Origin of the sequence: Planktothrix prolifica NIVA-CYA 540 (genome assembly GCF_963864145.1) — a bacterium.
In the GTDB taxonomy this organism is placed as follows: domain Bacteria; phylum Cyanobacteriota; class Cyanobacteriia; order Cyanobacteriales; family Microcoleaceae; genus Planktothrix; species Planktothrix agardhii.
In genome coordinates this window covers 5401078-5415687 of record NZ_CAWLTW010000001.1, presented here as the reverse complement: position 1 = coordinate 5415687, position 14610 = coordinate 5401078, and the positions used below count along the sequence as shown (strand labels likewise).

The following is a 14610-nucleotide window of genomic DNA, read 5'->3' as shown; positions in this document are numbered from 1 at the left end:
CGCATCTCTACAACTGTAATGCGTAGCGCTATACATCGTCTCTAATATTTGTAACAATAGAATTATTTGAATGGTTTTTCCGCACATAGGAACCCCATGATGTTGACGCTGTATCTATTCTGTCTTACTATTGGTGGGGGTTTTGTGATTCTATCAGCCTTTGCTGGATTTGATGGAATTGATTTTGATACTCATTTTGAGATGGATGTCGAACTTTCTGAACCTAAAAATGATCCAGAAACTCTCACATCCAGAAGCCATCGAAAATCCCCTAAACCAGTATTTCACTTACCCTTTTTAACCTTACGATTTTGGACGTTTGGGAGTTGTTTTTTTGGCTTAACTGGATTTATTTTAACAAAACTTAATCCTCTGTTGCCTCCTATCCTGATTTTGGCGATTTCCTTGGGAATTGGAGTTAGCTTTGGAACCACAATTGTAGGAATTTTAGGCCGACTTCGCCGACAACAAGCCAATAGTTTAATTTTATCTGAAGATATGATTGGATTATCGGGAACCGTTGAAATTCCCTTTGATCAAAATTGCAAAGGCAAAGTCAGATTATATCTGAAGGAATCTATGGTAGATGTTGTCGCCATTACCGAAGATACCCATAGCTTTGAAAAAGGGGATAAGGTTTTTGTCGTTGGTAGAAGTCATAATAAAGTCTTAGTAATTTCGGAGGAAAACTTGAATTAAGGATTAAGATTGAGAAGAATCCCAAAAAATCAAAGATAATATAGCAATCATAAATAGGTTGTAACATTTTAATACTGACATGAAACAGTCAGAAGTATTACCCCAGATCCGGCGTTCCCTCCCCCCCTAGCCCCCCGTGCACGGGGAGTTTGGGGGGGGCTGTTCCCTCTTAACTGATTAATTGGAGTAAAAATGACCCAAGATTATATCCCAAAAATTCACAATTCACCAATGATCACGGAAGTTGCCCAAGTTCCTAATGCTGATCTTCCTCCTGATAATAGTTCTGGCAATATTGGAACGGCTTTACCCGTTGCCCTTTCTATTTTTGGTGTGATTATTTTTCTATGGTTTCTTAATACCTTTCTGCAAATTTGTAAACCCAATGAAATTTTAATTTTATCCGGTCGGAAACGTCGGAATCAAGACGGACAGGAACTGGGTTATCGGGTAATTTTTGGCGGTCGGACAATGTGTATTCCGATTTTAGAAACCGTTAAAACCATGGATTTACGGACAATGCCCGTGCGAGTGGAAGTTAAAAATGCCTATTCTAAAGGGGGAACTCCGTTAAATATTCAAGCGATCGCTAATGTTAAAATATCTAATGATCGGAAGATTGTAGGAAATGCGATCGAACGATTTTTGGAGCGAGATCGTTCAGAAATTTCTCGGGTTGCTAAAGAAACATTAGAAGGAAATTTACGCGGTGTTGTGGGAACTTTAACCCCAGAACAATTAAACGAAGACCGTCTACAATTTGCCGAAAGTATTGCCGAAGATGTCTCCCGTGATTTATCAAAATTAGGTCTACAATTAGATACTTTAAAAATTCAAAGTGTTTCCGATGATGTTGATTATCTCAACTCCATTGGTCGCCGTCAAATTGCCTTAATTGTTCGAGATGCGGAAATCGCAGAATCTAATGCCATGGCGGAAGCTGAACAAACTGAAGCCGACTGTCGCCGACAAGCGGAAGTGGCAAAAACCCAAGCCCAAACTATTGTTTTACAGAAGGGAAATGAACTTAGAAAAATCAAAGCTGAATTAGAACAGCAAGCCCGTTCTGAAGAAGAAAGAACCACCGCAGCCGGGGAAGAAGCTCGGGCAAAAGCGGAACAATTATTGCAAACTGTCAGGGCAGAATTAGAGCGGTTACGGTTAGAATCCGATGAGGTTTTACCTGCGGATGCTCAACGTCAAGCGAAGGAATTAAGAGCCAGAGGAGAGGCGGCATCTTTAATCGAAAATGCCTTGGCTGCGGCAACGGTAACGGATTTATTAAATCAAGTGTGGAAGGAAACGGGATCGGATGCTTCGGAATTATTTAATTTACAACAAATTGAAATGATTCTCCGTGAAGCGGCTAAGGTTCCTAACCGAGTTAAGTTAAAAAATATTAATGTTATTGATAGTGGGGATGGGAAATCTGTTGCGGGTGTTGTTAATATCTATCCTGAAATTTTCCGGCAGTTTTTGGAAACTGTTGAGCATATTTTGGGGGTTAAATTATCGGCAAAATAATCACGTTGTTGGGCCGTTGTTGGGCCGTTGTTGGGCCGTTGTTGGGCTTTAGCCCTCTTATCTTAATTTGGGAAGTTAACGTTGTTGGGCCGTTGTTGGGCTTTAGCCCTCTTATCTTAATTTGGGAAGTTAACGTTGTTGGGCTTTAAATCTTAAAGATTGCGCTTAAGCGCAACAACGGCGCAACAACATATTTTAGGAGATTTTAAACATGGGAATTATCATTGCATTGTTAGGGGTTTTAGGATTAGGAACGGGGGCGGGATTTTTGATTATTCGCAACCTATACTATATTTGCCAACCCAGTGAAGTGTTGATTTTTGCGGGAAGTCGTAGCACTGTTGAAGGTGGAACAGATGTTGGTTATCGTTTGGTTAAAGGTGGTAGTAGCATTAGAATTCCTTTATTAGAAGACGCTTTTCGGATGGATTTAACCAATATGATTATTGAGTTAAAAGTCTCTAATGCCTATTCTAAAGGAGGTATTCCGTTAACCGTTGAAGGGGTAGCTAATATTAAAATTGCTGGGGAAGAACCGACAATTCATAATGCAATTGAACGGTTATTAGGCAAGAGTCGGAAGGAAATTGAACAATTAGCTAAGGAAACTTTAGAAGGGAATTTACGCGGTGTTTTAGCAAGTTTAACCCCGGAACAGGTGAATGGGGATAAATTAGCTTTTGCTAAAAGTTTATTAGACGAAGCAGAAGATGATTTAGAAAAGTTGGGGTTAGTATTGGATACTTTGCAAGTTCAAAATATCTTTGATGAAGTGGGATATTTGGATTCTATTGGGAGAAAACAACGGGCGGATTTATTCAAAGATTCTCGAATTGCTGAGGCTAAAGCCCATGCGGAATCAATTATTCAAACCGCAGAAAATCAGAAAAATACTTCCTTGAAAAAATTAGAAACGGATATTGAAGTTGCTAAAGCCGAGGCAGAAAGACGGGTTAAAGATGCCGTTACTAAACGACAAGCTGTGATTGCGGAATCGGAGTCGGAAACGGCGTCTAAAGTGGCAAAAACCCAGGCTCAGGTGTTAGTTCAGCAAGCCCGAATTAAGCAGGTCGAACAACAGTTACAAGCGGATGTAGTTGCACCCGCCGAGGCTCAATGTAAACGGGCTATGGCTGAAGCGAAAGGGAATGCGTCTCAAATATTAGAAGCTGGAAAAGCTCAAGCGGAAGCTACTAAACGATTAGCTGAATCTTGGAAGTTGGCGGGGTCAAATGCCAGGGAGATTTTCCTATATCAAAAATTAGAAGTATTGTTAAAAACCATTGTGGAAACTGTTCCTGAAGTTGAAGTGGATAATGTTACCGTTGTCAATAGTCAGCAAGGAGGAACTGCGACAAAGTTAGCCGCATTTTTAACGGAATTGAAGCAAACAACTGGGATTGATGTGGCAGAAACTATTGAAACCATGAGTCGAAATCATTCCCCATCCCAACCGATTCCTCCAATTGTACCTCAAGTGTTACAATCAGTCTCCAAAAATTTCCCCGAATCTAATTCAGAAACCTAATTCTGTTGTAAATTAAACCGTAGGGGCGAGGTATCCTCCCCCTAAGCGATTAGTAATGCGGTGTTTCTAACTAATAAAGGACGGCGAACTTTTCTAAACTCGATTAATGCTTTCTCTAGGCTGGTTAACTCCCCAAGTTGAAATAACCTATAATCCCTATAAATCAGGATTAATTAACCCATGACCCAATCCCTAATTCCCCTAAAATTATTGTATGATTGCGACTTTTTAAAATGGACAGAAGAAACGAGCACCCATTTACAGAATCGAGACTTTAAACAATTAGATATTGCCAACTTAATAGAGGAGATAGATTCTTTGGGGAAAGCGCAGAAAAATGCCTTTAAAGGACAAATTCGGGCATTAATAGAACATATTATAAAGCGCTACTATGTTGATATGCCCCTAGAATATCATGGCTGGGAAAGGACAATTCGCAATATTCGCCCCGAAATTGAAGACTTGATTGAAATTTCTCCTAGCTTACAGAATGACTATCCCCAAGTCCTAGATACAGTTTATCAGCAATGTCTGAAAAAGCTGCAACCCGAATATAAAAACACAAAATTTCCTGATACTTGGCAATTTACCCGCTCCTTAGATGACCTTCTTAACCTAGATTTCTGGGAGTAAGGCAAAGCAGTTAGGAAGCGAGGACGTATGAATACGCCCCTGCTATACGTTGTGAATTAAACACCCACTCGACGCCGTTCTAATACCACTTCAAAACCTTCTCCGGGCTGGGGGTTGAGTACCCGGGTTGATAGATTTTCTTTTGCTAACATAGACCGAAAATCCTCTAAATTACCACTGACTTTTAATAACGAAACTAACCACCCTTCATAAACCACATCCCCGGCTGCTGCCGTGGGTAACATCACTTGGGGACTGACTAATTTAGCTAACTCCAAGGCTGTTTTTTGCCCACGAATAATTGGCCCAATTAACGGTAAACTAATATCAATTAATGGGGTAATAACGACATCAATGGGGGCTAGTTCTTTTAATAGAGAATCATGATATCCATGGGGTTCATAATAAACAGTATTTTCTGTTATTAAATCTTTTAAAAGATAGGCATTTTCAAGAGTTGTTGGGCCAATGGGAGAACCTCGCAAGGATTTAATTTCTACCTGATTTTCTAAACAATAGGTTTGTCCATGTTCCAAAGCTTGTACTTGAGTATATCCCAACTCCTGAACAAGTTTTGCCGCACTAGGAGAGCCGACAACGGGGATATTTTTGTTCAGTTGTTTTAAGGTTTCAGGATGGGCGTGATCTTCCAATCCCTGAGATAATAAAATTAAGTCAATCTTTTCAGGAATGGGTCGGGAATTTCGTCTTTCCCCCTTAAATAACCAAGTTTGATTCCCAAAGGTTAATGCACCCACTAACCAAGGGTCAATCAAAATTTGTTTTCCGCCTATTTCCAGTAACCAAGAGTTGCTATCGAGCCAAGTAAAATACATAGAGGTTGATTCCATTAGAACACTACTATTGTAGAAAAAAATCAAAAAACTGGCGAGTAATATTAAATCCCTATTAATTGGCTGGTAAAGATATCAACTTACACAGCCAAAAATTCAAGTTAAGAGCGAGTTTGACTGGCTTGCAACTGTTGTAACAGTTCTTCGGAGTTTTGGGCAGGCTTGTTACATTTTAATCCCTGACAAACTAAGCCAATAATATCATGAGAAAGCGTGTTATCAACTTTAAAAATAGTTGAGGGGAAATACTGCACACCTAACTCTAAAATTTGTTCGGGAGAAGTCCGAACTAGGGTATTATTCCGATACCAGTCTAACGCCGTAAATAAACTCGGACAAGCTGGGGGAGATTTTTGCATCACCGAACTAAAGGCGGTTAAACCTTGTTCCGCTTGGTCTAAAAAATCCAGATTTTCTGTTAATAAAAACAGACGGACTAAATTGGCAATAGCTACCCCATTCGCGGCCGGAGTTGCATTATCAATATAACTGCGTTCTCGAACTAATAAATCTTTTCCGGTGTCTTTGGCGGTATTAAAATAACCTCCTAATTCCACACTCCAGAGTAAATCATTAAATTCTTCTTGAACTTTTTTCGCCTGTTCTAACCAATAATCTGGCTGTACTAAAGCTGTAGTTACTGTTAAACTAGCTTGGTGTAAATCAATCAAAGATTTAACTAATAACGCATAATCTTCAGACTGACCCACAACATCCGGTTTTCCTTCATAATTAACTCGATGTAAACGTCCATCTACCCATTGATGATTCAGAATAAATTGGGCTGCTTTTGTGGCTAATTCTAAATATTCAACTTCCCCAAAAACCTTTGCAGCCTTGGCTAAACCCGAAATCATTAAACTATTCCAAGCTACAATCATTTTAATATCCGTAACCGGAGGAATTTTACCTAACCAATTATGGGTTTTTGCCTCCTGATTATTGCGGGCGGGGGCAAAGAGTTTTAGGGTTTCTGGCATTTCCCCATACCGAACTTGAAACAGTTTTTCTAAACCAGATTCGATGATATCACTTAACTCATCTGCATTGCACCGTTGCAAGACATTTTTACCTTCAAAATTACCGGATTTAGTAATAGTAAATTGTTCTTGTAGGGCCGCATATTCTTCTGGAGTTAATGTTTTTTCCAGTTCACTATTATTCCAAACATAAAAAGCCCCTTCTTCCGGTTCTAACTCCTCGGAAGTGGTAAAATTATCGGCATCTTGGGAAGCATAAAAATAACCTTCCGGGGCGGTCATTTCCCGTTTTAACCATTCAACAGTGCCTTGAATTGCACGTTTAAAGGCAGGTTTTTGAATACCAGCACTCCATAAATCCGCTAAATATTCCACAATTTGCCCGTTATCATAGAGCATTTTTTCAAAGTGGGGAACTGTCCAAGTCGGGTCAACGGTATAGCGATGAAATCCTCCCGCAACGTGGTCATAAATTCCCCCTAAAGCTAAGTCTAAACCCCGTTGAGTACAGGCTTCTTTCCCATCATATTTTGACTCAAAATTAAACCGAATTGTTCGTAATGCCATCTCGGAATAGGGAATCATCGGAAACCTTGGCCCCCCATATTCATTGCGACTAATCACCCCAGTATTGGCATCTAATCCTATTTGTAATAAATCTTCGGTTAATGTAGAAATAGGTAAAATTGTAGACTGCTGCAAATGCGTCATAATTTCATCTTTAAACGCTTGCAATTTGGTTTTTTCTAAGTCATAAAATCGACGAATTGCTTGTAAAACTTCTAAAAATCCGGGTCTACCATAACGGGGTTCTAAGGGAAAATAAGTGCCGCCATAAAAGGGGATTCTTTCATCGGGAGTTAGGAATATATTTAACGGCCATCCTCCTTGACCAGTCATCATTTGTAAGGCTTGCATATAAATACTATCAATTTCTGGCCGCTCTTCTCGATCAACTTTAATTGGCAAGAAATTTTGATTCATATATTGAGCAATTCCAGGGTCAGAAAATGCCTCTCCTTCCATTACGGTACACCAATGACAACTGGAATAACCAATCGAAAGAAATATGGGTTTATTTTGCTGATTTGCTGTTTCTAAAGCCTCGTCACACCAGGGCCACCAATCAATGGGATTTTCTGCGTGTTTGCGAAGATAGAGACTTTTGGACTCAGAAAGACGATTAACCATTACAGATACCTAAAGTTTAATATTAAGTAGAGACGTGCCATGGCGCGTCTCTGCGGGGACTATTAATTATATCAAATTTGGGTATAATTTTTTAAATTAGCAATTCATGGTTTAATATTAAATCTGGGTAGAGACGTGCCATGGCGCGTCTCTGCGGGGACTATTAATTATATCAAATTTGGGTATAATTTTTTAAATTAGCAATTCATGGTTTAGTATTAATATCGTAGTAGATAGACGCGCCGTGGCACGTCTCTACGGGGATTATTAATTATATCAAACTTTTAAAATTATGGTTTCTCGACGACGCTTTAATCAACTTGCTGCTTATTTTTCTTTAGGATCTCTACTTCCTTCTGGTGTTTCTAAATTATTTGATTTTAACACAAATGAAACAGAAATTCAAGAGAATTTTAAAACTTTATTATCAATTTTAGATCCAGAAATTGAGTTATTAGTTCCGACTTATTTAGGTAATGATCAACGGCGTTTTTATGGGCGAGGAGTGCCGGAAAACCTGAAAGAAATTCATAAATTCCCATTAGGAACAGGAGTAACTTATGTGGGACGTACCCGTAAAGTTTGGAGTGGGGCGGGATGGACAGGACAACCAACTATTACCCGCGATCGCGGCAAAACCTATATAATTATAGGAGCATTTGACCATTATTTAAGAAAAATAGAATTAGACACTCAGAAGGAAATTTGGCGATATAAATTTGATGATGTGGTTAAAGGAAGTTCAAGTATTTATATTGATGAAACGGCAACAGATGAGAATCAAATTGTTGTTTTACAAGGAAGTCGTAGCAGTATGTCTCAAGGAGGATTAGCTACAAGTTTTCGGGCAATTTCTTTTAGGACTGGAAAAGAAATCTGGAAGTTAAATTTACGTCCCACCCCAAGTTATAGTCGAGATAATGATAGTTCGCCTTTATATTTAGGAGATGGAGTAATTTTTAATGCGGGGGAAAATGCGATCGGTTATTTTCTCAATAGTTCGGCTAAAACGGCAGAAAAAAAATCAGGATTTTTACAACCTAAAATTTTATCAGAAGTGCAACTTTATCAGGATGGAGATAGTAGCAGACATGGGGGAAATTTAGTTAGTGAATCCTCTCCTTCTCGGTTAGATAATCTGATTTTTATGGCATCTGGTTCGGGACATATTTATGGAATTGATCTAAAAACTAGAAAAATTATTTGGGATTTTTATACAGGTTCCGATATTGATGGGTCGGCGGTTATTTCTCAAGATGGTAAGTTATTTTGTGCGATTGAAAAACAATATATTCCGGGAAATGGAGGTGTGCTTAAACTCAATCCTAACAAGAATCCTCAAGATAGTTTGGAATGGTTTTTACCGACAAAAAATCAAAAATTTAATACCTGGGATGGCGGTATAATAGGTTCTGTGGCGTTAAATGACGAATATAACCCCGATGGATTTCCGGCTATTTTTGCCACCAATGCCATTGACGGTTATTTATATATTGGTTCTCAAATGATTACCACCGATAAAACCGTAACTGGGCCATTAGGAAAGGGAGAATATAAAACTCCTTTAATATTAGTCCAAGAAAAAATCGGCGCCTCGATTTCAACTCCTATTTTTACCGATGGTTATAAGTTAGTAACGGCGGGATATAATGGGGTTTATTTATTTAATTTATATTGGGAAGAAGCCAGAGCAAATCAAAGCAATGCTATTCCTAACCAACGGGGGGAATATTATCGGTTAAGAGTCGAACAAAAGGGACGATTTAAACCGGAAGTTTCTTTTGAGTCAACTCCTGTGGTTTGGAATAATCAGGTGATGATTTGTGGACGGGATGGGGGATTATATACATTAGGGTGAAACTATCAGAAACCGGGTTTCTCGCTTAAGGGTAATAATCCTTCGTCCACGTCTGCAAAGTCTTCGTCTAAGGGTTCAAGGGTAGAAAGGGTTTGTAGGAGGGATTTTTTCTGGACGGGGGAAATAATAGCGAAGGGGATACCGTCTTGGATGATGGTGAGGGTTTCGCCTGTTTTTTTTACTTGGTTAATTAGGGTTTGGAGGGTTTCGGGAAGTTCAGCAAGGGTAATTTGTGTCATGGTGGTTTCTAGGGTTAGGAAAGATCAACTTGGCTTACATCTATTTTAACTGTGACGGCGGTACAATATTCTTTTAATAGTATTACCCCAACGAGCGAGGACGCTCGCACTACTCGATGGCAATTTTATCAATCTCTTTCATGAGTCTATCGGTTTCCGTCAAGGCAACAATAATTTTTTGATAATGGAATATGTCTTCAATTTCTAATTTTCGGTCTTTGCGGTCTTTGAGCCATTTTTGAGCGGGTTGATAGCCACCAATATAAAAGTTATAAGCTATTTCAGGAACATGATTAAAATATTGGGTGTTGTTGATGTAAACTTTACCATCTTGATACTTTGGTTTTGTGACAATATTATCTCCATCTATGGGATATTGTGTAATATATTTTTCAACGGTTGGGCTTTCTAATAAATGGATTTGTCTGATTTCTTCGCCTAATTTTACCAATTGCCAAAAAGTGTTTTGGTCTTTGGGATAGGGGACTCTGGGAAAATCAATTTTTAGAAACTCTTTATATTTTTCTCGGTAATTTGGCGAGTGTAAAACCGCATAAATATAGTCTAAAATATCTATGGGTGCAAATGTGTTTTCTGTGGTTTCTTTCTCGTTGGTAAAAGTTAATCCTAAATTTTCTGCTATTTGCTTTATAATATCTGTGTTTAGGTTTGGTGTTCTTTCGGCTGTTTGTAAGATAGTTTGTTGTCCTTTGTTTTCGGGATATAAATAAAGTGGGAAGACATAACCTCTTTCCCGTGATTTATTTGAAACAAAAGAGTCGTCAACAATTTTATTGGTTATAAAAATATGAGCGTAACTGTCTGAAACTAATTGACGACATAAATCAATTCCAACATTTTCACCTTTAATGAAATGTTGCATAACATCAACTCTCCATCTCCAAATCAGTTTATTATCAAAATAAGTGTATTTATCATCAAAAGGGCGATAAGAAAATTTTGTGTATTTATTATCATCTAATTTTATGTTTGGCTTATTTTCTAAAATCCATTGGGCATAATTTTTTCCCAGACCATATTCTCGGTTCAATAAATCTTCACTAATTTCATTACTGATAAAATTATCTAAACGCTTCTTTAATACATTTAGTTTTTCTTCAATAATGAAGCTATCGCCCATTGTAACAATGCCAGTAACATTTTTTGAAAACAAGTCATTAACTCTAAATCCACTTTCATAAACCTCTCTGCCTGTATTATCTTTTGGGACGAAAAATAAAAATGGTTTTTCTGGTTTTAACTCTTGAAACTCAACTGATTTCAATGAGCTATCAGAAAGGAAATCATATTTCATTTCTCTTTTGCCATACAAGTCAAAATGAAATACTTTTCCTAATTCGTTTGCCTTTTTCTTTCCTGTTTTTACAAAAATATTAATTGAAACACCTTGCATAATGTCAAATACATTAACATCAGCACTTCCATCAGGTGAAGTTTCTTTTTTTTTGCTATTTCCGTGTAAGTCTATAGTATAAATTTTGTCATAAGTTTTTAGCAAATTCCAACGCATTCCTCTGAAAGTTGGATTGTCTAAAAATCCATGCGGATTTATAAATGCCAAAACACCACTTCCGTTTTTCTCAATAAAATGCTGTCCGTAACGCAAGAATTTAACATAGTCATCATTTAACCAATGTTTGCGTTCATTAAAATGTACGCCATCAATATATTTATAATCTTCAATTAGTTTATTAATCCATTCGCCATTATTAGATGAAATTCCGCTATAAGGTGGATTCCCAATAACACACATTACAGGCGTATCTCTTTTAATATAATTAGCTTCATTAGCTTCGGCACTTAACCAACTTGCAAATAGCGTTCCCGTGTCGGGGTGCTGTTCTTCTAAGCTGTTAGTAAGGTAAACTCTAAAACGTTGGTTATTGCTGGGTTTGTAGCCTGTTTCTGTTAATAGTAAATCTAATTGAAGATGTGCCATAGCATAACTCGCCATCAGCAACTCAAAACCGTTGAGACGGGGCAATAAATGGGTTTCTACATAATTGCTCCAAATCCCTTGTTGTCCGACAAATTTGTTATGAATATGTTTAATAACTTCGGCCAGAAAAGTTCCGGTTCCGGCGGCGGGGTCAAGGATTTGGACTTTGTGAACTTCCTGCTCAACCTGTTTTCCCTGCACATCAACCTTGATTTTAGTTTTGCTATTGTCTGCAAGTCCTTGGGGTAAATCAAATTCCGTTTTTAAAATATCATCAACCGCTCTAACTATAAAATTTACAACGGGTGCGGGTGTGTACCAAACACCACGAGCTTTACGCAATTTTGGGTCGTATTCACTTAAAAAGGTTTCGTAAAAATGGATAATTGGGTCTTCCATTTTTGTAGATTTACCGTAATTTTTTAAAATTTCTTCGACATTACAAGCTAAAAATATTTCTACTAAATTATCGACTATCCATTTAATTCGGTCATCAATATCCGGCCCAGCAATGTATCCAAATAGCTTTCTTAAAAACGGATTTGATTTAGGAATAAGTTCCGCAGCTTCCTGTCGGCTGAAAGTTGCTAAATCCGGGTCATGTAATCGAGCCGCAAACATCCCGTAAGCAATGGTTTGAGCATATACATCAGCAAATTCTTTAGGCGTAATATCGTGAATTAGGATTTTCTTAAAAGCACCCATTTGGTCTTTAAGCGTACTATTTTCTTGGTTAATTTCGTCACTCATTAAGGCTTTTTCAATTACTCCAGAAAGAAGACGAGCTTTCCCAGCCATCATTTCTGCTAGTTTTTTAGGACTTTTGATCGTTTGTCCGATGTGAGTACAAAAATCTCTAATCAGGTTAGTAAATGTTAAAAAATTTTCGGGTAAAGATTTAATCCCTTTTTCTGTTACTTCTCCTATAGCAATTTTAGTAATAAATTCGCCATCTCTATATAAATGAAAATCAAGATAATCCGTGAAAATTAAGTTATTTAAAGATGCTTTGTAACGATCAAATTGTTCTTTATTTCCGGTTTTTTTAGCTCCTTTAAGGTCTTTATCCCCAATGTCTTTTGCTTCTATAAAACCAACGGGTATATCTTTTTTGGTTAAAATATAATCTGGTGCTCCACAGGATTGCCGTTTAGGTTCATTGGTCGCACTAATAGTAGGAACCAAATTTTCAATCAGTTGTTGTAAATCGCCCCGAAACGTATGTTCAGTTGCATTACCTAGTTGATAACGCTTATTGATATTTTGAATGTATTTTTCTATCATTCTCGACCTCTTGAATTTTATAAAATTGAATATAGAACTCAAAAAACAAAGTAGCCTATTCAAGTTCTTTCAGACGATTTAACACCTCTTGATAGGCAGCTTTTCGACCTAATTTGTCATAAAGTTCCGCCGCTTTTTGAAAATCCGATCTGGCGTTAATTTTATTCTTCAATTCCAGATAAGCCAAAGCTCGATTATAATAGGCATCAGCAAAACCAGGATTTAAACGAATAGCTTCGGTATAATCCTCAATTGGATTAGGGGCACGGGTGGGTTCACCAATATTAGTGGCTAAAAGAGTCCGGGCAATTCCTCGATTAAAATAGGCTTCAGGAGTGTTAGGATCTAATTCGATCGCGTGATTAAAAGCATCAATCGCATCCCAGGTTTCACCTTGATCTAATAAAGTTAACCCTTGAAAATAAAACGCCTGATAGGTTCGCGGAAAATCTAAGGAAACGGGGTTAGCTTCCGGTAGTTTTTCATCAATGACTAAATCCGATAATTTTAAGCCTGTTTCTAACAATTTTGTGATAAATAAATTGATGGGAATAGCCGCATTGAATCCCGTTTTAATCGGGGCGACATCACCGGAACTGGTTTGAGCAAAGCCAAATTCTCCCTGTCCATGTAAGCCCACCACCCGGCCTTCAGAATCGAAAACTGGCCCCCCACTCATCCCGCTCCAAGTCACCGCTTGATAGCGTAAATTATAGCCTTCTGGACGACTTTTCGGGCGACTGGTAACTAATCCAGGGGATAATTCGGGTTCCCTTTCTACTCCAGTTAATCCCCCGGTTGCGGGATATCCATAAACATAAATCTGAGCACCAATAACTGCTTGTTCAGAATTACCTAATGTAGCAATCGGATAGTTTTGAGAACTTTCAAATTGAATAATAGCTAAATCCGGTTCTTTATCATCATTTTGTAACCGAACAATTTTTGTCTGTGGATGACTATTTCCATCGGAAGTTCGCACGGTATATTTAACATTTGGATCTTCTACAACATGATTCACCGTCAAAACCGTATAAACCTTGCCATTTTTAGCAATAATCACCCCAGACCCATCCCCTAACGGGCTGTTAATTTGTACGGTAATAGGTTCGGCGATTTCTGCCACCTGTTGCGCTGTTTTTGCCAGGACAATTGCAGACTGACTGACAACCAGGGTGACAACTGTTGCTGTTCCCGTTAGCAGATAAAGAAGGGAATCAGACGAAAACAACCCTAAACCCATAATTTAACTCCTAGATATAAATTCCCTTGATTTGTCATTATCCGTTACCCACTACCCGTTAAAAACTAGGACAAAATTCGTAAGAGGACATTTTGATCAATAGACGCAAATTCACTGGATTTTGTTCATCATTTTTCTGACTTTTATTTTAAGTTAATCCCAATTCGGTGCAAACAAACAATTTCAATATAACATTTCTGACTCCCTCCCCGCTAAAGACCTTGCATGGTCAGGAGACTGTTTCACATAAATAAGTTGGGAGTTTGGAAGCCCTGCATCTTCAGAGCCAGGATGAAAAACGACTCGCCGCAGTTTTAACTGTAGTCAGGACTTACGCAAATTTGGGGATGTAACCCTATAGCAATCCTAAATAGGCTATAACATTTTAATACTGACATGAAACAGCCAGAAGTATTACCCCAGATCCGGCGTTCTCTCCCCCCCCAAGCCCCCCGTGCACGGGGGGTTTGGGGGGCTGTTCCGGTGTTCCCTTTTGCTCAGGACTTTTGAACACAACTCAAATAGGATTGCTATAGATGTAGGGGTAATTCATGAATTACCCCTACTATAGCAATCCTAAATCAGTTGTAATATTTCCATCTATCTCGACCCCTCCC

At 38.3% G+C, this 14610-nt stretch carries 10 protein-coding genes; 5 read left to right on the top strand and 5 right to left on the bottom strand.

Translation table 11 applies throughout. The features are described 5' to 3' along the window. The first annotated feature begins 96 nt into the window (after nt 1-96). From AC559H_RS24205 to AC559H_RS24190, 4 genes are all read left to right on the top strand, one after another. A complete protein-coding gene (locus AC559H_RS24205) occupies nt 97-699 on the top strand; it encodes an NfeD family protein (protein WP_237745567.1) in 603 nt (200 codons plus the stop codon). A gap of 231 nt (nt 700-930) precedes the next feature. Further along, nucleotides 931-2223 (top strand): flotillin family protein, encoded by a 1293-nt coding sequence (locus AC559H_RS24200; protein WP_414092999.1) that lies wholly within the window; start codon nt 931-933, stop codon nt 2221-2223. A gap of 211 nt (nt 2224-2434) precedes the next feature. Further along, entirely contained in the window at nt 2435-3751 is a 1317-nt protein-coding gene (locus tag AC559H_RS24195) for a flotillin family protein (RefSeq protein WP_051319571.1), read from the top strand. A gap of 180 nt (nt 3752-3931) precedes the next feature. Continuing rightward, on the top strand, nt 3932-4384 hold the full coding sequence (locus AC559H_RS24190) for a DUF29 domain-containing protein (RefSeq protein ID WP_026794651.1): 453 nt from the start codon (nt 3932-3934) through the stop codon (nt 4382-4384). 56 nt (nt 4385-4440) lie between these two features. Here the strand turns inward: AC559H_RS24190 and AC559H_RS24185 are convergent, their stop codons facing one another. Together AC559H_RS24185 and AC559H_RS24180 are read right to left on the bottom strand one after the other, a co-directional pair. After that, nucleotides 4441-5220 carry an MBL fold metallo-hydrolase gene (locus tag AC559H_RS24185; protein WP_026786195.1) on the bottom strand — a complete coding sequence of 260 codons (780 nt, stop codon included), beginning with the start codon at nt 5218-5220 and terminating at the stop codon, nt 4441-4443. 119 nt (nt 5221-5339) lie between these two features. Then, nucleotides 5340-7409, bottom strand: a complete 2070-nt coding sequence (locus AC559H_RS24180; RefSeq protein ID WP_026794652.1) for a thioredoxin domain-containing protein — start codon at nt 7407-7409, stop codon at nt 5340-5342. Nucleotides 7410-7701: 292 nt separating this feature from the next. Between AC559H_RS24180 and AC559H_RS24175 the strand changes: the two genes are divergently transcribed. Beyond that, a complete protein-coding gene (locus tag AC559H_RS24175) occupies nt 7702-9267 on the top strand; it encodes a PQQ-binding-like beta-propeller repeat protein (protein ID WP_036832179.1) in 1566 nt (521 codons plus the stop codon). A gap of 5 nt (nt 9268-9272) precedes the next feature. Here the strand turns inward: AC559H_RS24175 and AC559H_RS24170 are convergent, their stop codons facing one another. The 3 genes from AC559H_RS24170 to AC559H_RS24160 form a co-directional block, all read right to left on the bottom strand. Then, nucleotides 9273-9506: a prevent-host-death family protein gene (locus tag AC559H_RS24170; protein WP_026794654.1), complete on the bottom strand. Its 234-nt coding sequence runs from the start codon at nt 9504-9506 to the stop codon at nt 9273-9275. Between the two features lie 109 nt (nt 9507-9615). Beyond that, on the bottom strand, nt 9616-12750 hold the full coding sequence (locus AC559H_RS24165) for a type ISP restriction/modification enzyme (RefSeq protein ID WP_036832181.1): 3135 nt from the start codon (nt 12748-12750) through the stop codon (nt 9616-9618). 55 nt (nt 12751-12805) lie between these two features. After that, nucleotides 12806-13993, bottom strand: coding sequence for a tetratricopeptide repeat-containing S1 family peptidase (locus tag AC559H_RS24160; RefSeq protein ID WP_026794655.1), 1188 nt, complete (start codon nt 13991-13993; stop codon nt 12806-12808). Between the last annotated feature and the right edge of the window lie 617 nt (nt 13994-14610).